Genomic DNA, 26,626 nt, shown 5'->3' with positions numbered 1-26,626 from the left:
GAAATAAAGATGAAGGTTCTGGTTATAGGTTCTGGTGGGCGTGAGCACGCTCTACTTTGGGCTCTAAAAAAATCTCCTATCTTGACTGAGTTATATGTAACTCCTGGTCGCCAGGCCATGGAAAATTTGGGAGTTCTTGTGGATGTAAATATTCAAAATTCAGTGGATGTTACACAATTTTGCAAGAGAGAAAATATAGAGTTGGTTGTTATTGGTCCAGAACAACCAATAATTGATGGGCTTGCTGATGATTTAGTTGCAGAGGGAATAAATGTTTTTGCTCCAAGTCAAGCAACTGCAAAACTTGAGGGATCGAAGTCTTTCACCAAGGGACTATGTAAACGATATGGTATACCAACTGCCAAGTACGAGTGTTTTGTTGATGAAGGGTTAGCTAAAGATTTTGTACGTAGCAATAAAATAAAGTTTCCACTTGTAGTGAAAGCAAATGGAATTGCAGCAGGAAAAGGGGTGGTTATATGTAATACAGAAAGCGAAGCTTTTTCAGCAATAAATTCAATGCTAGTGGAGAAAAAATTTGGTGAATCAGGTGAAGAAATAATCATAGAAGAATTTTTAATTGGAGAAGAAGTAAGCTTTTTTGCTCTTGTTGATGGGTTGAAAGTAGTAACTCTTGGGTGCGCAAAAGATTATAAGAGAGTGAATGAAAATAATGAAGGCCAAAATACTGGGGGTATGGGATCGTACTCATCACCTTCAATTATAAGTAAGGACATGGAGCAAAAAATTATCCAAAAAATAATATACCCTACAGCTCAAGCATTGGTTAACATGGGTACGCCTTATAAGGGAGTACTCTTTGCTGGTTTAATGATTTGCAGAGATGGCCCAAAACTTCTCGAGTATAACGTTAGATTCGGTGATCCAGAAACGCAATCTATATTACCTAGATTTGATTCAAATTGCGATTTGTTAAAATTGATGTTGTCAGTTGCAGAAGGAAAGTTAAATGTCAAAATGGTGGAACTTAACAACAAATCTACAGTTTGTGTAGTTGTTGCAAGTAAAGGCTATCCGGGTGATTATCAAAAGGGAGAAGTAATTAAGGGATTAGATAAAATTGAAAGCATTCCTGGTATATTGGTATTTCACGCTGGTACTAAATTAGATGAGAGTGGTAATTGGGTTTCAGATGGCGGAAGAGTGCTAAATATAGTAGCAGAAGGGAGCACTATAGAGGAAGCCAAAATTAAGGTGTACTCAGCATTAAATTTTTTAGAATGGCCAGGGGGCTTCTTCAGATACGATATTGGTAGTTAATGTTAGCTGTCGGTTAGCAGGTAGCCCGCAGAAACGAAAAACCTACTTGACAAACTCCGCCAGCCCCCTTATCATGAAACTGAAGGTATTCAGTTATCTTCATCTGTGCAGATTAAACAGCAAGAAAACAACGTAGTTGGCGTCTTATTTTTAATTTTTTGCACTATGTGCACCTTATGTCTTCACAACATTTCTAGGTTTTTACCTATATAAGCTGAAACGCGCTTATAAAGCGTTTAAGACAGTATAGTACGCCAATTTGCAGGATTAGAGAGTGACAACTAGCTAACACGGGATTTCTTTTGCCTTTTTTTCTGCTTAGTAAATTTCTTAAACATTTGAACTAAGGTGAGTTGCACTTAAAAGCAGCTAAATTGCAGTGTTTAAGACTTAAAAAACCGCCAATACAGAAAATAGACAATGACTAGGGCTTCTTTTGCCTTTTTTTTCATTTGCTTAATATTTATAGCTACCGTCATCCCGCTACGTGTTAGCGGGATCTATGCTAAGAGATACCGCGAATGAATCGCGGTATGACGGTTAAGTAGGGTGTCATTCCAGTCTGGAATCCAGTTTTCCATATAATCCATCGGAAATGTTGTAACCACTTTCTATGCTAGTTTGCTTGTGAGCAACCTGGATCCCAGTGTCTGGGCACTGGAATGACATCATAGAGGCGCTGGGATGACACCGTCATAAAGTGAAACTAGATTGTATCTTATCGGTAAAAAAGAAGAGCTATTTTAGGAAGTTTTTATAGGGCTAAAACTAAAGAAAACTTGCATATAAGTTCATCAAGTGTAAAATTAGAGTTGTTTTAAAAGAATAGGTCAATTATGAATCTTGTAACAAAATCTGCTATCGATTTTACTGCTTCAGCTGTTCTCTCCGGCGGAGAAATTATTGATGATTTCTGTCTGAGTAAGCACATAAAAAATAAGTATGCTGTCCTTTTTTTCTATCCACTTGATTTTACTTTTGTTTGCCCAACTGAATTGATATCGCTCAATAATAGAATAAATGAGTTTGCAAAGCGTGGTATTGAAGTGATAGGAATAAGTGTAGATTCAAAATTTTCACATTATAAATGGCGAAACACTCCAGTTAATGATGGTGGTATTGGAGAGGTTAGCTACACTTTAGTGTCTGATATCAAAAAGTCTATATCAAGAGACTATGGGGTCTTATATGATGACTCAATTGCGCTGAGAGCAACTTTCGTTATTGATGATAAATTTATTGTACGTCATCAATCGATAAATGATTTGCCTTTAGGGCGTAATATCGATGAATTCATTAGAATCGTTGATGCAATTAAACATAATGAAGAGCATGGTGAAGTATGTCCAGCAGGGTGGAAAAAAGGTAAGCCAGCAATGCAGGCAAGCGATGAAGGAGTAGCTGATTATCTAAACTCATACAGTGAAAAATTATAGATTTAGTACAAAAGTTCTTATTATTGGATCTGGAGCAGCGGGTTATGCTGCTGCTATATATGCAGCACGTGCAAACTTAGAACCAATTGTAGTAACGGGAATGCAGCCTGGTGGTCAGCTTACAATTACTACAGATGTTGAAAACTATCCTGGTTTTGTTTCAATACAAGGGCCAGAACTAATGGAGCAAATGAGGTTGCATGCAGAACAGGTTGGAGCAAAAATAATAGATGATGAGATAAAAAGCGTTGAACAACTTGAGGATTCTAATAAGTATAGATTTAGATCTTCTGGTAATATCAATGACTACTATTCAGATGCAATTATAATTGCATCTGGTGCGCAAGCAAAATGGCTTGGTTTGGAGAGTGAAAAGAAATTTCAAGGTTACGGAGTTTCAGCTTGTGCAACTTGTGATGGTGCATTTTTTAGGAATAAAGTCGTAGCTGTGGTTGGTGGTGGAAACACTGCTGTTGAAGAGGCGATATTTTTAACTCGATTTGCCAAAGAAGTTATACTAATACACAGGCGTGATAAATTGAGAGCGGAAAAAGTAATGCAAGATAGGCTCTTTAAAAATGATAAAATAAAAGTAATGTGGAACCATACCGTAGAGCAGATTCTTGGAGAAGAAAATCCGAAGAAAGTTACTGGTATTATAGTTAAATCAACGGAAGCTCAAGAATTGAAAGTGGATGGAGTGTTCATTGCAATTGGGCATGCACCAAATACAGGTGTTTTTAAAGGCTTTGTTGAAATGGATCAGCAGGGTTATATAATTACGAAACCTGGAACAACTTTAACTAGTAAAGCAGGAGTATTTGCTGCAGGTGATGTTCAAGATAAGGTATATCGTCAGGCAGTAGTTGCAGCAGGAACAGGGTGCATGGCTGCACTTGATGCAGAGAAGTTTTTAGAGTCGTAGTTAATTCTAGGATTTTGAATAAATCGCTTGCAATTTTCCTTTTCTTTTACATAATTATACATTAATTAAAGAGGATTTAGCATGCTTTATAGAAACGGTGTAGCATATTATGGAGCTTATGGAGGTGGTGATAACACGGCATCGCAAGCTCGAAATCCGACAACTTCAACAAAAAAGTTATTTAAGGCCATTAATGATGGAAACCTAGAAGATTTTAAACAAGCTCTGGAAGAAGGTGCGAACGTTAATGTGTTTGATAGAGGATATACACCATTAATGACTATTATCATGAATGGTGATGACAGCCCTATATGTTTGAAAATGATAATGTTGCTTTTACAACATCAAAATTTAAATATTAATGCTCAAGAAACTAAAGAATGCAATACAGCTCTACATCTAGCTTTTCGTATGGAAAATAAAAATTTTATACAGATGTTACTTAGGCATCCTAACTTAAATGTAGGTATTAAAAATTATTGTGGGATAAACGAAGGTTATACTTCCAAAAAATATACTGAACAAATTGGAAGATCGCAGAAGAGAGACTTTTCGTATCTTACGAAAGAAATACAAAAAGCACGAACAGGAGGACAATTATTAAACGCTCTTTCTTGTGAAAATTTCTATGAAGCAAAAGTACTATTAAATCAAGAATTCAACCCTAATTGCTGGAAAAGAAGCCGAAGTGAAAAAATAGAAACGCCGCTTAGCTTAATTATTCGATCATGTTTACGAACGATAACAGAAGATAAAAAAGAAGTATTGACAAAACTTTTAAAACATAAAGACCTAGATTTTAGTTACGAGCAGTATGCACAATTAAAGCAAACAATTGAACAAGCTATCACAGAGCGATTAACTGATGCTATTAATAGAAAAGATCTAGATGGTGTAAAAGAATTGGTAGATGATAATTGCTTCATGAATTATACAATTGTTACTGCTGCATTGAGGAATGTTAATAATCCAATCGAATCTATTACAAATTATCTAAATGAGAAATTTCCTGCAAATACGAATAAAACTGGCAAAATTTCACAATTAGAAAGAGATTTGAAACAAGTAAAGGAAGAAAGAGATAGGCTTTCATCAGAAAATAGATGGCTCTGTACTGAAAGTCTGAGTAATAAAAACAAAAAACCCTCGCAAGCAATTTCTCCTGGTAAAAAACAAAGCAACTACGCTTCTGCATGTTTTATATTGCTTGGAGTATATGCTGTTGCTCCATGTTTAGTAATAGAAGATTATCCAGGGGTGAGTGCTTTCTTTGCAGCAGTTGCATTGGTTCTTCTTTTAGTAGGATGTCATAGTTTATATAAAGCAAACACAATACTTAGTGATGTTAAAAGCACTCAGCTTGGTGATTTAGAACGAAGTTAAGATTTTGATTTCTTCTCCAAACCCTGCTGAAAATTCTTATACATATTAAAAACATCTTGATAATTGAGGTGAGTGTAAACCTGGGTGGTTTCAAGGCTTGAGTGACCAAGCAGTTGTTGTATTGATCTTATGTCAATATCTTCCTGAAGCAAATGAGTAGCAAAACTATGACGAAATGCATGTGGAGATAAAATTTCTGGTAAATTTAACATTCTCCTTATTTTCTGCAAACGATTAGCCACATAAGTTCTTCCCAATTTTTTTCCTCTTACTCCCAAAAAAAGATATTGTGTTTCATTATTAATGCCAAGATAAGGACAGGCTTTTACATATTCCTGTATACATTTTTTTACTACCGGAAGAATGAATACCTGCCTTTGTTTATCTCCCTTACCTGTTACTATTAAACTTTCATTGTTAATATCACTAACCCTAAGGTTCAACGCTTCACTGATTCTTAAGCCTGTACCATATAGCAGGACGATAATTGCAATTTCTCTTTTTACCACCCAAGGTTCGCTCAAGTCAGATGATTTCATTTCTTTCACCAAAGTTTTTATATCAGGTATTGATAATGCTTTGGGCAGAGTTCTTCTCTGAATTGGCCTTGATAAGGAAAATACAGCTTCATTGTCTATATTGTAGTTGTTTTTTATGTACTTGAAAAAATTTCTGATTACTGACAATGCACGAGCGTTAGATCTTGCATTCACACCTCTTGCGTAACGAGAGGTAAGCCAACTTCTTAACTCAGGTATGCTTAAATTTTTCAGAGTACCAACATTTACTTCTCCACCAATGTGAGTATTTAGGAAACTTATAAGATCCTTCAAGTCCCTCATGTATGACTCTAAAGTGTTTGGTGAATAAGATCTGTTGCACCTCAGCCACTCATACCATTTTTCAATGATTGAACCGAGGTCCACAATTATTTTTTAAAGAAAGCATCGATGCACGCATCTCGAAAGGCTTCATTTATATCAGGATGAGAGTGACAAATTCTGTATATATCCTCTGCTGCTGCACCATATGCCATTGCAACCGCTGCTTCGTTGATTAGCGTATCAGCGTATGCTCCTATGATATGCACACCTAGTATTGTATCTGCTCTGCTACAAGTCAGCACTTTCACGAATCCTTCAGCATCATCAGTGATTTTTGCTCTGCCGTTTGCAGCAAATTGACATTTACCAACTTTGTACTTATAGCCAGCATTTTTGAGTTCCTCTTCGGCTTTACCGATCGAAGAAACCGCAGGGTGAGTGTAAATGACAGATGGTATAATTTCATAATCAACGTGAGGTGACTGTCCTGCTATTATCTCTGCAACTGCCACTCCTTCTTCCTCTGCTTTATGAGCAAGCATTGCTCCACCAATCACATCACCAATAGCAAATATTCCTTTCACATTAGTTTCATATCTGGTGTTAACTTGAACGAAGCCACGATTATCTTTTTCTATTTTTTCAAGACCCTCAGTGCATGGTTTGCGCCCTGCTGCCACCAATACCTTATCCGCCTCTATAGTGTTTGTTTGATTATCTTTTACAGAGCAAACTTTCACACTCAAAGAGTTACTACTTTGTTTTATTCCCTCAACTTTAGTGCTAAGTAAAAATTTTATTCCTTGTTTTTGTAGACTAGAAAGTAGAGACTTACTTAATTCTCCATCCATTGCTGCAGCGATTCTGTCAAAAAATTCTACTACAGTGACTTCAGACCCTAGCCTCCTCCATACAGAAGACATTTCAAGCCCTATTGCCCCGGCTCCGATTACGACAAGTTTTTTTGGTACTTCAGTTAAAGACAATGCACCAGTTGATGAAATAATACTTTTCTCATCGATATTAATTCCTGGCAAAGAAATAACGTCAGAACCGGTTGCAATTACTATATTTTTTGTCTTCAGCGCCTTATCTTCAACTGAAACTTCAAGATTACCTTGGTCAAAAGAAGTAATTTTCCCAAGTCCATTGATTTTAGTGATTTTGTGAAGGTTAAACAGATATTCTATACCTTTTCCAAGTTCCTGAACTCTGGCGTCCTTATAGCCTAGCATTTCTTTTAAATCGAAACTTGCATCCTTAATTTTTATGCCAAGCTTCGACAGATCATTTTTCGTGTGAGCATACTGATAGGAAGAATGAAGTAGTGCTTTGGAAGGTATGCACCCAACTCGCAAGCATGTACCACCAAAAATGCTATTTTTATCTATGCAGGCAACTTTCAATCCAAGTTTTGCAGCAGCGATAGCACACTTATAACCGCCTGGACCACCACCTATAACAATCAGGTCATAATCAATCATAAAGAACAAACCTATTTTCTAAAGAATAAACACCATTCCCCTCAGTTGTTACATATATTTTATCGTGAGTAAACACTGGAGTGTGAAACACATTACCAGGTACTTTGACTACCTTTCCTGCACTTTCAGATCCAGGAAAAGCAAGCATTGAACCTTTATTGCTTGTCACCCACAGTGTATGTGCATGCATAATTGGAGCAAACAATTGCGTATTTTCTATTAAATCAGATGTCCAGACTATTTCTCCATTTTGTATGTCAATGCCAATTATTTTATTATCTTCAGTTACTATAAAAATTCTTCCGCCTTCTTTTTGTTTCTCTGCAGGAATAAGAGGACTATAATATGACTCAATGTCTGATACAATTTTTACTTGCAGTGGCTTTAACCATAAAATATTTCCTGATTTTATGTCAATACCATAAACATAAGAATTATTTGTAGCTATTAAAATATCACCAAGCACTCTCGGTGTAGTGGTTACATCTGTGAGCTGTGTATCCAAAAGGTTTGTAGCCAATTTTTGGCTCCACAATTTTTTACCGTCTTCATTAAAAGCTATTAACTCACCATTTGAAAATGGTGCTATTATTTTATCGTTAGAAATTGTTGGCGATATGGAATACAAACCTCGAACCTCATTGATACCGTTTTGATAAGTCCAAACGGAGCTGCCATCTTTTATATCAAACACGTACAGATAATCATCAATAGTCAATACTACCAATTTATTATTTATTACTGCTGCTTTTCCTCTTACTGGAGCTCTCAATTCTTTTTCCCACTCAATCTTGCCAGTTTTTGCATCTATTGCGTGTAAAGTGTTATCCACTATAAAGAAAACATTTTTTTCATAATGCGATAGGCTCATGTTACCAATTTTTTTCCTATGTGGGAGGTGTAATTTCCAATTCATAGCCTTTGAGTTATCAATATCAAAGGAATATAAAGCGCCGTGCTTGTCTGATAAAATAACGCTATCTTCTGTAAGCACTGGAGCTACATATCCTTGAGATAGTTTTTTATCCACTAGACTTATTCGCTCGCTTGCCATTGTGTAACTGCTACACAATAACATTATCATGACAATTATTACTTTCATTACTTAGTTGAGAACAAGATTTATTAATATACATACTAGAAATCTTAATCACAATGAAAATGTTCTTGTTGTACGTTGAAACATTGATTTATGAACAGAATATTATATTATTATGTAAAAACCATACTCTTAGAGGTAATACACCTCATCCACTATGCGGCAACGTGCATAGCTGTATGAACATTGAGATATAAAAGTAATTTATACCAAGAAGAAAGATGTCATCCAGGTAGCCTCTTTCTTGTCATCCGAGTAGCCCCTTCTCCTGTCACCCCAGTGCTCCTTTTTTTGTCATCCCAGTGCTCCTTTCTTGTCATCTCAGTGCTCCTTTCTTGTCATCCCAGTGCGTGACACTGGGATCTCATTTCACTCTATAATAGTATCATCCCAGTTCATGTTAGCCATAAATATTTAAGAAATTTATCAAATGAAAAAAAAGGCAAAAGAAGCCCTGGTCATTGTCTATTTTCAGTATCGGCGTTCTTTAAGTCTTAAACACTGCAATTTAGCTGCTTTTAAGTGCAACTAACTTAAGCTATAAATGTTTAAGAAATTTACCAGCAGAAAAAAAAGACAAAGAATCCCCGGAGTAGCTAGTTATTCCACTCTTTATTTTAAAATTTGACGTTGGGTGATGTCTTAAACGCTTTATAAGCGCTTTTCAGCTTATATGGGTAAAAACCCAAAATTTTTATAAAGACATAGTATGCACGTAGTGCGAAAAATTAAACATGAGACGCCAAATACCCTAAGTTTTTTGTCATTAACCTGCACAGATTGGGAAGATAAATAAATAGCTTCACTGTCATGATAAGGGGGCTGGCGGAGTTTGTCAAGGAAGTTTTTGTAGCTCTCATGGTTTTTGCGTCACACGCTGCCATGTGGTATACAAATTTCCTTCGAATTACAACGTACGTGCACTCTATATGCACTTAATACTCTCTTATCAAAATCTCAAGAATCTGCACTATATTTAATGCTGCGCCTTTGCGCAGATTATCAGCCACTATCCACATATTTAATCCGTGTTCAACAGTATTGTCTCTTCTAATACGCGATACATATACAGCATTCTCCTGTACAACATCAATTTGAGTGATGTATTCACCGTCTTCACGCCTGTTGTACACTAAAACTCCACTATCTTCGGCTTCACTTAGCACTTCACGAGCTTGTTCTTCAGTGATATGTTGATCAAATTCTACATTTACTGCCATAGCGTGACCGATAAAGACGGGTACTCTTACACAAGTTGCAGTAACTTTTATATCTTCCTCTAAAATTTTTTTTGTCTCCTCTTGCATTTTCCATTCCTCTTCTGTAGAACCATTCTCCATGAATTTCCCTACATGGGGAATGCAATTAAACGCTATTTGCTTGGGGAATATCTCGGGCTTTTTAGTCTCATTCATGAAGATTTTTTTTGTCTGGTCATAGAGCTCATCCATTGCTGCTTTGCCTGCGCCAGAAGTTGATTGATAAGTTGAAGCAACGATTCTCTTTATTTTTGCTTTCTGGTGTAATAGATGTAGTACTAGCAGCATCTGTATTGTAGTACAGTTTGGGTTGGATATTATGTTGTGGTTTTTATATTCCATAATTTTTTCTTTATTAATCTCCGGAATAATGAGTGGCACACCTTCTTTCATTCTAAAATGGGAACTGTTATCTATCACGATGCATCCAGCCTGTGTTGCAATTGGTACATACTTTTCAGAAACATGATATCCAGTACAGAAAATGGCTACATTAGTTCCAACGAAGTCATAATCCTCAAGGCATAAAACTGTTAACTCTTTGTCACCAAAACTCACCTTCTTCCCTTCTGATTTTTTCGATGCAAGTGCAATTACAGAATCTATTGCCTCATCTTGAAACTCAGCAAGCGTGCTTAATACCTCACGCCCTACTCTTCCGGTTGCTCCAATAACAGCAATTTTGTATCCCATATAGATGAACCTCTAACTTTAAAGTTCTATTATATTTTTACTGACAAAATTTACAATTGTTTTAATATTTTCACCTTGCAATTAATTGTAATTCAGCTATTATTATGCAATATTAGTAATATTACATAATAAAGTGAGAGATGAATAAAGAATACAATGAAACTAAGGTTAAACCTGCAATGTCTACACCTCAAGAGCCTGAAAGAACCAATGGATTAAAGGCTCAAAATGTTCTTTCGAAAAAAAGAAAGCCTGCAATAAATTTTGATGATAAAAAATATGGTGTAAAAAACCTTAAAATAGACCAACAGTTCCTAAATAAAAGACAAGAATCTTCAAAGCTAAGAGATTTCTTAAGATCAATACCAATAATAGGGAGATTTTTAGCAAGGATTTTCACACCTGAAAAAATAGAAATTATCAGTAACCCTGTGTATGACAACATGGAAGCATATGAAAAATCGCAAGCAGGTCACTCCAGTAAGATAAAAGATGAGACTAGTGTAGATGATGAACATGCAAAAGAAGTAGATAGTAAACTTGAGAAGGGTAATGTTGAACAAGTGGACAATAAGAAAAGTCGTTAAACTCTATTTTATTGTGCAGGAGCTCTGCAGTACCAAAATAAATAAATGGGTATGCCACTTGCGGTGAATAAGCTTGCGATCAGCAAGGTATTCACAGAAGTTTCAAATATTACCCAGCAGCAAAAGGTTGTTGCTATACTGCCAATTAAAAATTTGTAATAGTTTTTCTCCTTTATAATAACCTTGAGAAAAGCAAGACTGCAGGCAAGGTAAACAAATAAAAATGAAACTACAGAAAAGTCGATAATTGATGTGATCTGTTTAGCAAAATTGTTGCTTGAAGTGAGAATTAGTAGAACTGAAGTGCCAACGGAGCTGATTGTTATGCCCCAGAAAGGAGAACCGTGCTTGTTTCTTTTAGCAAAGAACTGTGGCATCAGTTTATCTTCTGCAAGGCCAAGGGCCACTTGTCCACTAGCTAGTACCCAAGCATTTAAACTGCCAACACAAACAATAAAAGCAACAATAGAAATGATCAAATGCCAATTACCTGGAAACATAATTTTTATTGCGTCAACATACGGCGCTTTTGAATTAACTAGATCATTGCCGTTTATCAATCCCATGATTGCAAGGCTATTAATGAAATATATAACTGCAACAGAGATTGTGCCAAGCACTATGGCTCTTGGTATAGTCTTGGCTGGATCGTTGACTGATCCTGCAGGTGCTGTTGCTGATTCAAGGCCAATAAAACACCATAGAGTGAGTAGTGTAGAGCGAGCAAGGACTTGAGACATCGTGAGGGTTGATATTTCCTCACTTATGATAAAATTATTCCTATCAAAGAAAAACAACGCTGTTACTGGTATAGCAAGCAGTGCGGTAATTTTGACAGTCATCAATAAAAGCTCAACACATCCAGCAGCAGTGACACCTCTTAAATTTATTAGTGTAATGATCGTAAATAATAGTATTTCTAAAAATAAGCGTATATTTTGAATATCTCCATGAAAAAGCGAAGTAAGATAGCCAATACTTGCAACGATTACTGCTGTCGTGCTAACCCATGAAATCACCCAATACGTCCAACCAACAAAGAAAGCTGCAGCAGGGCCAAAAGCATGCTTTACATAGACGTGAGGGCCACCCGTTTCTGGAAATTTTGCGCAGAGTAAGGCAAAAACCAAAGCAAGAGATATAGCACCAAGCCCTGATATCACCCAGCTTATAAGGCTATAAGCGCCATATGGAGCAAGGCTAATTGGAAGCATAAAAATTCCAGAGCCAATTTGGCTGCTAATCACTAAGGCAAAAATAGCCCAAAAACCTATTTTATTTGACACAATAATTTTTATCTAAATAGACTAACGATATAACTGAAGCTCAGAAATTTCAATCGATCTTTATAAAAACTTGCATTTTTTTTAATTTATGCCTAAAATGAATTATATTAATTGTTAAGTGAAGGTTATGAATCCGAGATTAAGAAGATTTCTAGTTATTTGTGGTATTATTGTATGTTCACTTTTTCTCCTTTATTATCTAAACCTTCTTATTAATTATATTCTTGAGCCAATTTTAGTTCGTCCTTGTAAAAACTTAATTGGTAATCTTTATACCTATTTATTCACGAGCACTTCCAGTCCTTTACTAGCATTTTTGGCTACAGGTTTTATTGTTATTGCTGCGCTTATTTGCCTGGATAAAATGCTCCTTCCTTTGCAAGCAAAAATCATAAACAACTATAATTCCTTTAAAAACGACAATATTGATAGCAATAGCATGTTGTTTGAGGTTTATAAAGATCCAACAATAAAATTAAAGGACAAAATCTTATTCTTCAATATACACTTGATATATTACCTACAGCTTCCGTTTTTGTACGTTGCATCAAAGGTATCAGCTCTACGTGGGTTTCTTATATTTAATTTTGGTTTATTATTGTTAAATTATGCATTGCTAGTTCCAGTAGCACTTCTTGAGTTAATAAAGTATCCATTGATAAGGCTCTTCTCACCTTTGGGTTTGAATGTAAAGCAGCTAAGCTTTTTGTTTAATGTAAGTGATGTGGGCACTAGTAGTCAGAGTGTTCACACGAGTAGTTTTGAACATAGTATTCTCCAATGCGCTCAAGAGTTAAAACAGAAATTTGGAGCTCAACCAAATGTACTCAATAAAGAGTTTGAAGACTACATAAATAATTCAGATGAGCTTACAACTCAACAAAAAGAGCAATTAAAACTTTATCTTAACTTTAATGGTTCCAATGGAGCAGCTTATAGAGAATCAAAAACTAGCCTTACTCTCACGCAAGCTGCAAATTTAGTTTTAGCTGCTGCTGAGAATCAAAAATCAGATGTGAATTCACTATTACTAATGAATTTACAGGATGGACTTGGTTTATGTTATCTGGGAATGTTCGATCGTATTATTTATTCGCTTGGTTGTCTTGAAGTAAAAAATAACTTTATAGCTCAACTAGAGCCTGACCTAATATGTATTAAATAGGACTTGATCTGACACTTAAAATAAGTAAGTTATAAAATAATAAAAGAAAGGAGTGTTAGAAATGAGTACAATACAAACAAAAATACTAAAACCAAAGCTAGGGTTATTAGAGCTAGCAAAACAACTAGGAAATGTATCTCAAGCATGCAAAGTGATGGGATACTCAAGAGATACATTTTATCGGTTTAAGGAGTTATATGAAAATGGAGGAGAGGAAGCATTACATGAAATAAGTAAGAAAAAACCGCTATTAGCGAACAGAGTTTCCGACGATATAGAAAGAGTAGTGATTGGTATAGCAACAGAATTTCCAGCATATGGGCAAGAAAGAGCTGCAAATGAACTGAGAAAAAGAGGTATAATAATTTCTCAGGGAGGAGTAAGGTCTGTATGGCTAAGAAATGACCTTGAAACTCTCAAAAAGAGACTTAAAGCGCTAGAGACAAAAGTAGCTTAAGAAGGAATCATTTTAACTGAAGAACAACTTACAGCTTTAGAAAAAGTTAAAGAACAAAGGGAAGCTCATGGTGAAATTGAGACACAACATCCAGGTTATTTGGGTTCTCAAGATACCTATTATGTGGGCAATATCAAAGGTATAGGGCTAATTTATCAGCAGACTTTTGTTGATACTTATTCGAGAGTTGCAATGGTTAAACTTTACACGGACAGAACAGCTATTACAGCTGCAGACCTCCTCAACGATAGAGTTATTCCATTTTTTGATGAGCAGAAAATTCCATTATTACGCATTCTAACTGATAGGGGTACAGAGTATTGTGGCAAGCCAGAAAATCACGCTTATCAGTTATATTTGGGAATCGAAAATATCGATCATTCTAGAACCAAAGCCAACTCTCCACAAACCAATGGCATATGTGAAAGATTTCATAGAACCATGCAAGATGAGTGTTACAATATTATCTTTAGAAAGAAAATCTACAATTCTTTGGAAGATCTACAGATTGATGTTGATTATTGGTTGCGTTCTTATAATGAGACAAGGCCTCACTCGGGTAAGTATTGCTATGGCAAAACACCTATGCAAACGTTTTTTGATAGTAAATATATTGCTTTTCAGAAAAACATTAGTAGCATTAAACAAGAGCCTGATATTAGTTTTGACTACCTCAATTCTTCTGTCAGTTAATTCTTGTCTGTCACATTAAATCTTGTCTTTTACATTAATTCTATATTCTATATAATCTTTATTCATTTCATGTTTAATTATATTGTATCTCCTAAAAAAACTCCCTTACCTTTTGTTTTTCTGGAGAACTGCCATAAAACTTCTGAGTGAAGTCACTTAATTTTTACACATCTATTGTAGAGTAAGAAGAGCCGAATTTGGGACAAAAATGCTAGCTGATGCTTGGACTTTACTGACACTTACACTACTTGAAACTATACTTAGTGTAGACAATTTAATCTTTATTTCTCTAGCAATAGATAAGGTACCAAATGTGCTGAGAGAAAGAGTGCGCCTTATGGGCCTTGGATTAGCGCTATTAATGCGTTTTGTAATACTATTTTTTACATCATCTATATTGTCAATGCAAAAACCTATATTTCACACTGCATCGCTAAATATTTCAGCAAGGGATTTACTTATGATTGCAGGGGGATTATTCCTTATTGTTAAAAGCTCTATGGAGTTACGAGATGACATCTTTGTATGTAAGAAAAATAAAAAGAAAGCAAACGTTAAATCAAAATTTTTTTTAGTTGTGCTACAAATTATATTAATAGATTTAGTTTTTTCAGTTGATTCGATATTAACTGCTATAGCACTAACTTATAACATGATAATAATTGCCACAGCGTTTACATTTTCCATGCTAGCAATGCTGTTTTTATCAAGTTATACCGCCCAGTTAATCAAATCTAATCCAGGTTTAAAAGTAATTGCTATCTTATTTGTTTTACTTGTCGGTGTGTACCTCATACTTCATGGATTTCATATAGAATTACCAAAAGGATATTTGTATTCTTCATTTATGTTTGCACTGTTTGTGGAAGTTATAAGCAAAATAAAGAAAACGTAGTGTGTAGATATAGCTGTAAAAGACAAGATTTAATGTGACAGACAAGAATTAACTGACAGAAGAATTGAGGTAGTCAAAACTAATATCAGGCTCTTGTTTAATGCTACTAATGTTTTTCTGAAAAGCAATATATTTACTATCAAAAAACGTTTGCATAGGTGTTTTGCCATAGCAATACTTACCCGAGTGAGGCCTTGTCTCATTATAAGAACGCAACCAATAATCAACATCGATCTGTAGATCTTCCAAAGAATTGTAGATTTTCTTTCTAAAGATAATATTGTAACACTCATCTTGCATGGTTCTATGAAATCTTTCACATATGCCATTGGTTTGTGGAGAGTTGGCTTTGGTTCTAGAATGATCGATATTTTCGATTCCCAAATATAACTGATAAGCGTGATTTTCTGGCTTGCCACAATACTCTGTACCCCTATCAGTTAGAATGCGTAATAATGGAATTTTCTGCTCATCAAAAAATGGAATAACTCTATCGTTGAGGAGGTCTGCAGCTGTAATAGCTGTTCTGTCCGTGTAAAGTTTAACCATTGCAACTCTCGAATAAGTATCAACAAAAGTCTGCTGATAAATTAGCCCTATACCTTTGATATTGCCCACATAATAGGTATCTTGAGAACCCAAATAACCTGGATGTTGTGTCTCAATTTCACCATGAGCTTCCCTTTGTTCTTTAACTTTTTCTAAAGCTGTAAGTTGTTCTTCAGTTAAAATGATTCCTTCTTAAGCTACTTTTGTCTCTAGCGCTTTAAGTCTCTTTTTGAGAGTTTCAAGGTCATTTCTTAGCCATACAGACCTTACTCCTCCCTGAGAAATTATTATACCTCTTTTTCTCAGTTCATTTGCAGCTCTTTCTTGCCCATATGCTGGAAATTCTGTTGCTATACCAATCACTGCTCTTTCTATATCGTCGGAAACTCTGTTCGCTAATAGCGGTTTTTTCTTACTTATTTCATGTAATGCTTCCTCTCCTCCATTTTCATATAACTCCTTAAACCGATAAAATGTATCTCTTGAGTATCCCATCACTTTGCATGCTTGAGATACATTTCCTAGTTGTTTTGCTAGCTCTAATAACCCTAGCTTTGGTTTTAGTATTTTTGTTTGTATTGTACTCATTTCTAACACTCCTTTCTTTTATTATTTTATAACTTACTTATTTTAAGTGTCAGATCAAGTCCTATTTAATACATCGAATTTTGCCACTTTCTCAGCGTTCCTTCGATTGCCGTTCTCTGCGCAAGAAAGCTTACCTCTCCGTTTGAATATCGTGGATATTTGCTCTCTATGCTGCCTTTATCAACAAATACATTTGGCTCATTAGTGCAGCCGTTCATACTGGGAAATCCATATTCAGTAAACCATATTTTTTTCATTTTTGGTTGCCATTTTGTTTTACTACCACCAGGGTTTATGTGAGTTTCACTCCACCATTTCTCTATATTTTTCCACGCATACCTGCTGTCGTTATACTTTACTTTTTCAGGTTCACTCTTTGAGTAATCATAGAAATAATCATACCCCACTCCACTGCTCCAACCACCCATTACATCTTCCGCAGAATAGCCAAAAGGAGGTTCTGGCCCATCAGTCAGTGGAAAATAAGCATCTATGCCAACAACGTCGATGTACTGTGAAGACCACAGTTCATCCATATTATACCAACCATCATATGAGTGGTATTCGCTCCAATCCGCAGCGTAAGTTACTGTTACTTCTTTTCCAAGATCAAGTTTTATCTGCTTTGCAAGCTTAACTAGCTCTGCCACTGCAGGGTAATTACCTTGTTCATCTCTAATTTTGGTAAGCTGCACAAGTTCAGAACCGATGATAAACCCTTCCACTTTAGTTTGTTTGGCAATGCTTGCATAATGCTCTATAAATTTGTTGTACTGATTCTTAAAAAAATTACTTATATCCCCAGGGGTCCCGCTCAATCTTCCTCGCCACTCTTTGTTCTTTGTATCAAGTAAGGGCATCGGATAGAGCATCACCTTGTAGCCTCTGCTGTGTAGCTCTTCTATATATCTTATTAGCGCTGAATCACTAACTGTGCCACCATATCTTGGGTTTCCATTATCGTCTTTTGAAATTAGCTGAGCATCATCTCTGGTACTACTTCCTACTTGCCAATCATCAGGCAAGACTGCGGAATCATCTTGAAATTCAACTGCAGGGTATATTTTACAATCTTTAATGTTCAGATCATTCACAAACCAATTGACTACTACCGATACCCACTCAACATTTGGTAAATCTCCCTTTAATTGATCCAAAGAAAGCACTGCATCGCTCTTTTTAGTGTGGTTGTTATGATTTACCCTTTGTGCCAGCCCATATGGGATATATTGGTTGCTGCTTATTTTCTCTTGCGCGATTTTCTTCTGTATTTTTGTATCATATACAAACTCTCCTGAGCCTGGTATTATATTGATATTCTGAATATTTTTCGCTACTAAAAATTCATTTGACTTTAATGCAGTCCGCACTTCAAATGTAAATACCGGAACACGATTATTATAGTCTGCTAAAGGAAAATTCTTGATGACTATGTAAGATATTCCCCTATAAGCCGGCATACCTTCGATTGACGACATAAATGGATCAGGATTTTGGTCTTCTGTACCGCGGTAAAAAGTATAATCTATTTCATCAAAGCTAAGTGATGTTGTATCTGCCCAGATTCTGTTTAATTTTTCTACTTTCCCCTTGCAGATCGCAATTGCAAGCGTTGCATAGTAATTATACTCAACATTCATACCTCTTCCAATTTTGCTTTTGGTGGTTATCGCCTCTTCTTTTATTGGCTGTGACCAAATAATGTTCCCTGCAATGCGAGCAGTGCCATAGATAATTGGTATCGTCCTTCCATAGGTTGAGGTTTGAACTTGCAGATTTTTTAGTCTCGCACCATGCGTTACTTTCTGCTCAGCATCAAGGCTAAACATCGCACCATCAAGCTGAGCACCAAGAAGAGCACCGAGTTCTGAGCCGATAATCTGGCCAATTGGACCAAAAATGCTGCCTGCTTGACCAAAAATTGATGATAAAATTATTGTGGACATGATAATCCTCCTTTTGATAGATTTTTTTGAAATTGTTGAGAAAGATCCAAGTGTCACGCTACTTGGATGACACCTATAACCTTGTCATTCCAGTGCTTCCTCCTTTGTCATCCAAGTAGCGTGACACTTGGATCTATTTTGCATGTAACTCCAATTGTGTTTTGGCATAAAACGCGACGCGTATTAGACTTATTTGCAAGCAAAGCTTGCTAGATCCCAGTGTCGGAGCCCTGGGATGACAGATGCTATGATAAGAAATTCAACAGCTTACAATGAATAGTTGAAGTTTTTAATCAAGAAAAGCACATGATGTAGCTATAATCATTGTAAGCAACAATGAAAAAGTGCGGAAGTAAATTTTTGCTACGCTAAATAAGATCCTTGACTTTATGCTGTAAATTATCTAATGTTAATATATACGGATTCAAGTGAGGAAAATATGTTTGGTAATCGGAATATTGAAGCGGAATTAGAAAATAGACTCCATGAAGTGGGTAGAAGAGCAGATAATATTGTAAATCACCCAAACAAAATAAAACGTACGTTCAATAAAACAACATATTATTTTATTATCCTTGCTTTTTCATGTACAGCACTTTTTATCATACTACCTATAGCAATCGTTTTAGGGCTAATATCTTCCTTATTAAGATTACAGCCTAATGGGGCAGATCCAAGGCTGTTAGCTGTAGTAAAAAAAGTGATAAATACGATTTTTAATATTATAGTTCTTTTACCAGTCTTATTATTTATCATTCTTATTTCTCCATTATTATTGTGTTTTGCTCTTGTAAATTACTCAGAAATAAGAGAGTTAATAAATATTGTTCGTGAGACCTGGCAACTAATGGTTCGCAATCTTCATGTATTGGCTGGAGGTCAAAGCACTCATGACACACAAGTTAATGAACATATTAAGTCAGCTATTGATAATTTAATTGCAAAGTATGGCACACCTTCTGAAAGCTTTGATGAAGCTCTTTTAACATATGTTAAAGAAACAAAAGATTTTCCTATTGATGTAGCTTCTAAGGAGATTGCTGAGAAAATCATGCAAAATCAAGGAATACAAGAGAGATTAAACCAGTCTAATTCAACAGAATTTACAAAAGTTTTGGTTGAAGCAATAGAAGAAGCAAAAAGTAGTAATTCTTCTTTAAGAGTATATGGAGTAGATTTTTCTAGTAGAGAAATTATCGATGAAATTAAGGAAGAAAAGAGAAGGTTAGTTATTAAATGTTTAGAACGTATAAGGCAGAACAACGACACGCGTTATAACTTGACACTAAGGCAAGCCATTAATTTAATAATGACGGCCCTTGAAGATAGCTCGATTATAAGTGATGAAGAAAGAAAAGCTACGTTAATAAGACATTTACTCGATATTCAAACAACCTACAATGGTAATCAGGAGGCATGTTTTGTTGGTAGTTTCAATAAAATTATAGAAACATTAGATTATTCACACCCCCTTGTTGCAACACCTTTAGGTAGTGATAGAACTAAACAGGCAGCAGTATATAAAGCTCCAGTAATAGTTAATGAGCTTTTCAAAAAACAATCTGAAAGCAATAAAGAAGTTATAAGAGAGTATTGGGGCGATGATGAAAAAGCTAGTGATGTCAACAAAATTTACGTTGAATTTTTAGAAGAAGTAAAGCAAGAGGTTAAAAAGAGATTAGATGAAGAATTTCCGGGAATACCAAATGATATAAAAGGTATTATAGAAAATCTTAAATACGCGGAGTTACCATCCTCCAATTTAACAAATACATCTACAGACTATGATCAGAAAAAAGAAATGCGAAAAAAATATCAAATAGAAGTTAAAGATGCATTCGAAATGGGAGTGTTAAATAATACGCAGTAAATCACTTTACCAGCGGCAAAGTGATACCATGCTGATTCATATATTTTCCTTTCATATCATCATATGATTTCTCACACTCACTTTCGCCGCTTAAAAATACGAATTGGCATGCGCCTTCATTAGCATAAATTTTCGCGGGAAGTGGAGTGGTGTTTGAGAATTCGAGTGTGACATGACCTTCCCATCCAGGTTCTAAGGGAGTAACGTTTACTATAATTCCACACCTTGCGTAAGTTGATTTACCAACACAAATGACCAGTACATTTCTTGGTATACGAAAATATTCCACTGTGCTTGCAAGCACAAAGCTATTTGGTGGAATTATGCATACGTCTGTTTCTTTATCTATAAAACTATTCTCAGAGAAATTTTTAGGGTCCACGATGGCTGAATTAACGTTAGTAAAAATTTTAAATTTATTATCCACTCTTGCATCATACCCATAAGACGATAGTCCGAAAGATATAACACCTTTGCTGCTTTTGTGATCCACAAAAGGCTCTATCATTCCAAAATTTTCAGCTTTTTCTCTTATCCATTTATCTGGCATAACTGCCATAATTGCCCCTTAAAGTTGTGTAATACTTACAATAATATAAAATAAAATTTAAATGTAAACTGTAGCTTTTGTCATGCAAGTAGCTTGTATCAAATCACAATGTTCGTACAGTTATGCGCATGGCGCTGGGATGACAATGGATTATTAACTAACAAATTGTACTTCGTCACATGGTAAACGATGTCATTCCAGTGCTTGACACTGGAATCCAGAAAACTTAACTTTACACCAGGTAATAAGAACTGGATCCCAGTGTCTGGGCACTGGGATGACATCCTCCTAGTGAAAATTGCTCTCAAATCACAATGTTCGTACAGTAAGCTGCTTGCAGACACCATTGTTACAATGTTCATGCAATTGAAATAGCGGTCAATTGGATTAGCTATAGGTCAATCACAAGAGAAAATTAAAGCTTTTCAGTTTGATCTTTTGTTACAATAATTAGATTTATGTTCTTAACTAAAAATAATGCTTAGAAACTTTCTCCTGATTTTTGTATTCGTATTATTCACGCCGCTGTCAAATGCTGATGCCAGGAAATACATCAGAATTGTTGGATCTTCAACCGTTTTTCCTTTTATCTCATTTGTAGCCGAGGAGTTCAATCGTGTATTCTCTTTTAAGACTCCAGTTGTGGAATCGATAGGAAGTGGATCAGGGTTTAAAATGTTTTGCTCAGGAATAGGGGAAGACACGCCAGACATCACCACTTCATCTCGCCCTATGAAGGAAGTAGAAAGAGAACTATGTAAAAGGAATAAAATTAATGAAGTGATAGAGATCATCATTGGCTATGATGGAATTGTCATTGCAAATTCAAATCAAAGCCATAGATTTGATTTCACAAAGAAGGACTTATTTGAAACTTTATCTGCATATTCTCAAGAAAATGATAAATTAGTAAAAAATAATAAGAAGTTTTGGTCTGATGTAAATCAAGCCTTACCAAAAACAGAAATTGAAATTTATGGTCCACATCAAAATACAGGCACATACGAAACTTTGGTTAATTCTATTATGCTTGATCAATACTCATGTATGAACTCGAGAATTTTTAAAGAGAATTATAAAGATCAGGAAGAAAGAAAGAAAGCATGTGGTAATATAAGGGATGACGGAAGGTATATAGAAGTTGGAATTAATGAAAACATAATAATACAAAAATTGAAAAGTAACAAGAATGCCTTAGGGATATTTAGTTTTAGCTTTTTAATGAGGAATCAAGATAAAATACAAGGGAGCACAATTGCAGGAATTGAGCCAACTTACGAAAATATATCATCGGGAAAATATATATTAGCAAGACCTCTATACCTTTACATAAAGAAAGAACACCTGGATACTGTTGATGGATTAAGAGAATTCATAAAAGAAATTATAGATTCGATCGGCATTGAAGATGGGTATCTATCTAGGCTTGGTCTAATTCCACTTTCAAGTGAAGATATAAAGAAAGCTTCAGCAAAAGTTTATGATATAACGTGACGGCAACACTTCTTTTATATTCTTTGTCCCAGCGCAGCGCGCTGGGATGACATTATTAACGTTATACTCCTTGTTGTGGTGTAAACTGTTTTTCTACACTTTGATCTTCTAAAACCTTAGCAATACCAGCACCCATTAATATAACTGCTGCCAAAACTGCTAAGCCAGTGCAACTGCAGGATACGCTAGCACATAGGCTGCAATAGCACCAGCTGCGCATAGTCCAACAACGCTTAGAGCAATCTTCCCTTTGTGTTCATTAAGCTTTATTTCTCTGTCCTTTTTATAACCCTTAACTTCTTGAATAAAGTCTTCAAGCCATCCCTCACCAGCTATATTAGCATACTTTTTTTGTTGCTTTTCAAGAGAACCTATTATATAGTTATCTTCTGTATTTTGACCTTCTCTATTAACCATGTGGTCTTCAAGCCAGAAGTTACGAACATCAGGGGAAGCTTTATCCCAAAGAAGTTTAGTGATCTCTTTTATCTTTTCAAATTCTTCTTTGCCAAGATTTCTTTCATAGTCAACCATCAGAGGATAAATTAACAAGCAATCAATATCAGTAGCATCACTCCAATATACATTTCGCGTCAAAACACTTTCTACATCTTCACCGCAATTCTCTAGTGCTGTTTTAACTTGATCAACATTAAGACTTCTTATTGCACGCCTTAGTGCCATATCAAGATCCATTACCCTCTTGTGCTCTTCTATTTCTTGAATAACTGTTTTAAGAGCAGGTATGTTATAAAGGCCAAATCCTCGAAAACTCTCTATTGCACGACAACACACAAAATCACGAGTTTTCTGATTAGCAACTTTCCAAATTTGTTTAATGATCTCTACGTTTTCTCCAATTTCTCCTTGAGCTTTAACTCCAGCGTCAAGACCAATAATAGCAAAATCTAAAAAATTATCTTTGTAACCAGCCCCAATCCCCTCGTGGTTCAAAACTGCTTGTATATTATCACATTCATTATTGTCGAATATGCCCTGGACCTTTTGAGGGTAGTTATTGCTAATTGCTATAATTAATGAAGCTCGAATTTTTTTTTGTATATCAGTTAATTCAACCATATCTTACCTCTAATAAAAATTTAATTATCATACATATTTACAAGTAAATCAAGTATATTGTTAATCACTGTTAATAAAGGCCAACAAAGTGCTTGACGTTAGAGTAGCTTTTATGGCTTTGTATAGCGAGGAAATAACTCTATGAAAAGTCATCAACGTTTACAAACTTTACGTTCAATTGCATTTATTGTGGGAATATTCCTATTGCTGTTTAGCTTAGCAATGCTTATTCCTGCTATTACCAATAAGTATCTCAGCTACGAATGGAAAAATTTTCTCGCTGGATTCATAATTACCTGCACATCTGGCGTAATTTTTATTTTACTCGGTAAATTAAATGGCATGCCGGCAATTTTTGCAATTACTAGTTGCACCTGGATTGCCTTGTCTTTGTTTGCAGCTACTCCTTTCTATTTTGATAATCTGAGCTATGTTGATGCATTATTTGAAACGATATCTGGCATCACAACCACAGGGGCAACTATATTTAATGATATTGAAAAACAATCTCCAGGAATACTGCTATGGAGAGCAATGCTACATGGCATAGGGGGTTTTGGTGTAATCACTTTAGGAATTGCAGTTTTTCCTATGTTTAAGATTCTCAGCCTAAATAATTTACTTTATTCTGAATATTCAGATGCTACAAAAAGGAAGTTGCCGAACACGCGAAGCGTAGTAATTCATATTACAGCAATATATTATGGCCTAATTTTGTTATGTATATTTTCCTATTATCTGGCTGGTATGCCACTATTTGACGCAATATGTCACGGAATGTCCGCTGTATCAACTGGTGGATTTGCTAACTATAATGATTCTATAGGGCACTATAATGACCCTATGTTAGAAGTCATAACGATCGTTTTTATGATTTTGGGTTCTCTGCCTTTTCTTAGCTATTTAAAAATCATAAGACGGTTAGACATTTGCTATGATGAACAGGTCTCTTACTTTGTTAAGATAGCTATTGTTTCATCTTTATTTGCTTGTTTTTGGTTGTATAAAAATGTTGATTTAGGAGTATCATTATCATTTAGATGCAGCACATTTACCATCACCTCCTTAATTACGTCAACTGGTTATGCAATCTGTAATCATATAGATTGGAGCTTCATTTCAGTCTTAGCTTTTTTTCTAACCTTTGTTGGTGGATGTAGTGGTTCTTCAAGTGGTGGTGTCAAAATCTTCCGCTTGATTGTTCTTTTAAGGTCTATAAGAAATTACTTTTACCTTTTATTAAACCCTGATGCAGACAATAGAGTAAAATTCAATGGAAAAACCCTGGAGAATAATGAAGTTCATTCTGTCTTTATATTTTTTGCAATTTTCATGTTAACGTTTACCATTTCATCAGTAGTGATGTCTTACTTAAGCAATGCGGACTTTATAACTAGTGTCAGCTCAGTCTCTGCAACGCTTACAAATTCTGGCCCGGGATTTAGTAATTTAATAGGCCCTTCAGGTAACTATTCTTCTTTCAGTAATGAAGTAAAATTATTTTTGTCGTTTTTAATGCTGCTTGGTAGACTTGAAATATTGCCAATCTATTTTTGTATAGGAAATTTATTCTTATTTAATAGAAAGAAATAGTTGGTGAAACTTGATATTGTCAACTGTTTAATAAAAAGATCGTAGCTAAACCAAGAAATATAAGAGCTGAGAGAATATCAGTTGTTGCCGATGTTAGGATTGAAGAAGAAACTGCAGGGTCAGACTTTAAACGGTGAAGCATTATAGGAATGAAAGTTCCGATGAACGTTGCAATAATTGACATCATAATCATGGAGACCACAAAAATCATCTCCACTTTGAAATTGTGAAATCTTATTGCTAATACTACGAGTGAAATGGTAGATAAAATCACCCCGTTTATAAGACCTATTAAAAATTCTTTCATCAGTACTCTTTTTGCATTTTGCTCAGTTAGATATTTTGTTGCGATTGCCCGGATGGTTAGCGTTACTGTTTGGGATCCTGCATTTCCGCTCATTGATGCAATTATCGGCATGATTATTGGCAGTACTATAAAACTTTTTATTACATCATCGAAAAAGCCAACTACTATGGAACACATTGTTGCAGCTAAGAGGTTAAACAGTAACCAAGGTAGCCTTTTAATTATAGTTTTATGTATAGGGGCATTTATATCGGCTTTAGAAGATACACCGCTTATTTTGAGTACATCCTCTTCTGTTTCTTGTTGAACAACTTTTATCACATCTTCAATTAAGATCACACCAATAATTTTACCATTCTTATTTACTACCGGAGCCGATAATAGAGAGTAATCTTTAAATATTCTTGCTACTTCCTCTTGATCTACTCCAGTTTTAATGATTTTTATGTCATGATCCATTATCTCTTTTATTATTGTGTCTCCTGAGTGAGATATTACCTTATTTAAATTAACACTGCCTATAGGCTCTAATTTTGAGTTGATAATGAATATCTGGTGAAATCTTTCTGGTATTTTTTTATAGTTGCGCAAGAATTCCATTAGCTGATTTATCGTCCAATAATATGGAGCTATAACCATATTTTTATGTATCAACCTTCCTGCACTTTCTTCTGGGTATGATAACAATTCCTCTACTAATTTTTGAGTTGCATTGGGTAAGTAGTTAAGTATGTTTTCTATAGACTTTCTATCCAAATCTTTCACTATGGTTACTATATCTTCTACATCAAGGAGCATTAGTAACTTTGCTGTATTTTCTATTCCCAATGTTTCTATGATCTCTCTTTGTAAATCTGGCACTACATGCACTAGAGCATCACTTAACAAATGTTGATCGAGGATATTAACTAATTTCTCCCTGTGATCATTGATTGAAGTAGATAAAAAATAAGCTAACTGAACGCTATCTATCGTTTTTACAATATTACGAACATTTTCTAGCTCCTCGTTATCAAGTGACTCTATTAAGTCATCAATAGCCTTTTTGTCTAAACCATAATGAGAACTTATTTTAATATTCATTACTTTACCTTATTTTTTAATAAATATACACACTTGATTTCCTTAAACATTAAAGTATAATGAAATTATTTTGAATTAACTATCATATGGTTAAATTTC

At 35.1% G+C, this 26,626-nt stretch carries 20 protein-coding genes and 2 pseudogenes; 11 read left to right on the top strand and 11 right to left on the bottom strand.

What is annotated here, in order from left to right; genetic code table 11:
• Positions 1-9 precede the first annotated feature (9 nt).
• The 4 genes from purD to ACE38O_RS03990 all read left to right on the top strand — a co-directional run bounded on the left by purD (position 10) and on the right by ACE38O_RS03990 (position 5,025).
• Positions 10-1,281: a phosphoribosylamine--glycine ligase gene (gene purD, locus ACE38O_RS04005; RefSeq protein ID WP_374698325.1), complete on the top strand. Its 1,272-nt coding sequence runs from the start codon at positions 10-12 to the stop codon at positions 1,279-1,281.
• Positions 1,282-2,117: 836 nt separating this feature from the next.
• The gene (locus tag ACE38O_RS04000) at positions 2,118-2,717 is read left to right on the top strand and encodes a peroxiredoxin (protein ID WP_374698324.1); all 600 of its coding nucleotides are present in this window, start codon (positions 2,118-2,120) and stop codon (positions 2,715-2,717) included.
• Positions 2,704-3,642, top strand: coding sequence for a thioredoxin-disulfide reductase (trxB, locus tag ACE38O_RS03995; protein WP_374698323.1), 939 nt, complete (start codon positions 2,704-2,706; stop codon positions 3,640-3,642). Before ACE38O_RS04000 ends, trxB begins: the two co-directional genes overlap by 14 nt.
• An 81-nt stretch (positions 3,643-3,723) precedes the next feature.
• Positions 3,724-5,025 (top strand): ankyrin repeat domain-containing protein, encoded by a 1,302-nt coding sequence (locus ACE38O_RS03990; RefSeq protein WP_374698322.1) that lies wholly within the window; start codon positions 3,724-3,726, stop codon positions 5,023-5,025.
• Here ACE38O_RS03990 and ACE38O_RS03985 read toward each other — a convergent pair.
• The 4 genes from ACE38O_RS03985 to ACE38O_RS03970 all read right to left on the bottom strand — a co-directional run bounded on the left by ACE38O_RS03985 (position 5,022) and on the right by ACE38O_RS03970 (position 10,384).
• On the bottom strand, positions 5,022-5,951 hold the full coding sequence (locus ACE38O_RS03985; protein WP_374698321.1) for a tyrosine recombinase XerC: 930 nt from the start codon (positions 5,949-5,951) through the stop codon (positions 5,022-5,024). The genes ACE38O_RS03990 and ACE38O_RS03985 overlap by 4 nt on opposite strands.
• Before the next feature lie 2 nt (positions 5,952-5,953).
• On the bottom strand, positions 5,954-7,333 hold the full coding sequence (gene lpdA, locus ACE38O_RS03980; RefSeq protein ID WP_374698320.1) for a dihydrolipoyl dehydrogenase: 1,380 nt from the start codon (positions 7,331-7,333) through the stop codon (positions 5,954-5,956).
• Complete coding sequence (locus tag ACE38O_RS03975) at positions 7,326-8,435, bottom strand: PQQ-binding-like beta-propeller repeat protein (protein ID WP_374698319.1); 1,110 nt, start codon at positions 8,433-8,435, stop codon at positions 7,326-7,328. Before ACE38O_RS03975 ends, lpdA begins: the two co-directional genes overlap by 8 nt.
• Positions 8,436-9,367: 932 nt before the next feature.
• Entirely contained in the window at positions 9,368-10,384 is a 1,017-nt protein-coding gene (locus ACE38O_RS03970) for an aspartate-semialdehyde dehydrogenase (RefSeq protein WP_374698318.1), read from the bottom strand.
• A 140-nt stretch (positions 10,385-10,524) separates the two neighbouring features.
• On the opposite strand from ACE38O_RS03970, the gene ACE38O_RS03965 reads away from it, so the two are divergent.
• Positions 10,525-10,971: a hypothetical protein gene (locus tag ACE38O_RS03965; RefSeq protein ID WP_374698317.1), complete on the top strand. Its 447-nt coding sequence runs from the start codon at positions 10,525-10,527 to the stop codon at positions 10,969-10,971.
• Positions 10,972-10,979: 8 nt separating this feature from the next.
• Here ACE38O_RS03965 and ACE38O_RS03960 read toward each other — a convergent pair whose 3' ends face one another.
• Entirely contained in the window at positions 10,980-12,257 is a 1,278-nt protein-coding gene (locus ACE38O_RS03960; RefSeq protein ID WP_264328823.1) for an APC family permease, read from the bottom strand.
• Between the two features lie 316 nt (positions 12,258-12,573).
• Here ACE38O_RS03960 and ACE38O_RS03955 point away from each other — a divergent pair, with 316 nt between their 5' ends.
• The 3 genes and pseudogenes from ACE38O_RS03955 (at position 12,574) to ACE38O_RS03945 (ending at position 15,467) form a co-directional block, all read left to right on the top strand.
• Positions 12,574-13,422: a hypothetical protein gene (locus tag ACE38O_RS03955; protein WP_374698316.1), complete on the top strand. Its 849-nt coding sequence runs from the start codon at positions 12,574-12,576 to the stop codon at positions 13,420-13,422.
• A 61-nt stretch (positions 13,423-13,483) separates the two neighbouring features.
• Positions 13,484-14,572 (top strand): annotated as a pseudogene (locus tag ACE38O_RS03950) (IS481 family transposase).
• A gap of 208 nt (positions 14,573-14,780) precedes the next feature.
• Positions 14,781-15,467 (top strand): TerC family protein, encoded by a 687-nt coding sequence (locus ACE38O_RS03945; RefSeq protein WP_374698315.1) that lies wholly within the window; start codon positions 14,781-14,783, stop codon positions 15,465-15,467.
• 48 nt (positions 15,468-15,515) lie between these two features.
• Here the strand turns inward: ACE38O_RS03945 and ACE38O_RS03940 are convergent.
• A pseudogene (locus ACE38O_RS03940) lies at positions 15,516-16,604 on the bottom strand (IS481 family transposase).
• A gap of 65 nt (positions 16,605-16,669) precedes the next feature.
• Positions 16,670-18,550, bottom strand: coding sequence for a glycoside hydrolase TIM-barrel-like domain-containing protein (locus tag ACE38O_RS03935; RefSeq protein ID WP_374698314.1), 1,881 nt, complete (start codon positions 18,548-18,550; stop codon positions 16,670-16,672).
• Positions 18,551-18,989: 439 nt separating this feature from the next.
• Between ACE38O_RS03935 and ACE38O_RS03930 the strand changes: the two genes are divergently transcribed.
• Complete coding sequence (locus ACE38O_RS03930; RefSeq protein ID WP_374698313.1) at positions 18,990-20,420, top strand: hypothetical protein; 1,431 nt, start codon at positions 18,990-18,992, stop codon at positions 20,418-20,420.
• 1 nt (position 20,421) lies between these two features.
• Here ACE38O_RS03930 and dcd read toward each other — a convergent pair whose 3' ends face one another.
• Positions 20,422-20,979, bottom strand: coding sequence for a dCTP deaminase (dcd, locus tag ACE38O_RS03925; RefSeq protein WP_064125494.1), 558 nt, complete (start codon positions 20,977-20,979; stop codon positions 20,422-20,424).
• 89 nt (positions 20,980-21,068) lie between these two features.
• Positions 21,069-21,332, bottom strand: a complete 264-nt coding sequence (locus ACE38O_RS03920; RefSeq protein ID WP_374698312.1) for a hypothetical protein — start codon at positions 21,330-21,332, stop codon at positions 21,069-21,071.
• A gap of 115 nt (positions 21,333-21,447) precedes the next feature.
• On the opposite strand from ACE38O_RS03920, the gene ACE38O_RS03915 reads away from it, so the two are divergent.
• On the top strand, positions 21,448-22,464 hold the full coding sequence (locus tag ACE38O_RS03915; protein WP_374698311.1) for a substrate-binding domain-containing protein: 1,017 nt from the start codon (positions 21,448-21,450) through the stop codon (positions 22,462-22,464).
• Positions 22,465-22,623: 159 nt separating this feature from the next.
• Here the strand turns inward: ACE38O_RS03915 and ACE38O_RS03910 are convergent, their stop codons facing one another.
• Entirely contained in the window at positions 22,624-23,544 is a 921-nt protein-coding gene (locus ACE38O_RS03910; RefSeq protein WP_374698310.1) for a hypothetical protein, read from the bottom strand.
• 141 nt (positions 23,545-23,685) lie between these two features.
• On the opposite strand from ACE38O_RS03910, the gene ACE38O_RS03905 reads away from it, so the two are divergent.
• Positions 23,686-25,137 carry a TrkH family potassium uptake protein gene (locus tag ACE38O_RS03905; RefSeq protein WP_374698309.1) on the top strand — a complete coding sequence of 484 codons (1,452 nt, stop codon included), beginning with the start codon at positions 23,686-23,688 and terminating at the stop codon, positions 25,135-25,137.
• A 19-nt stretch (positions 25,138-25,156) separates the two neighbouring features.
• Here ACE38O_RS03905 and mgtE read toward each other — a convergent pair whose 3' ends face one another.
• Complete coding sequence (mgtE, locus tag ACE38O_RS03900) at positions 25,157-26,527, bottom strand: magnesium transporter (RefSeq protein WP_374698308.1); 1,371 nt, start codon at positions 26,525-26,527, stop codon at positions 25,157-25,159.
• Between the last annotated feature and the right edge of the window lie 99 nt (positions 26,528-26,626).

This window comes from Wolbachia endosymbiont (group B) of Limnophora tigrina (assembly GCF_964263235.1).
In the GTDB taxonomy this organism is placed as follows: domain Bacteria; phylum Pseudomonadota; class Alphaproteobacteria; order Rickettsiales; family Anaplasmataceae; genus Wolbachia.
This window is presented reverse-complemented; position numbering and strand designations above follow the sequence as displayed.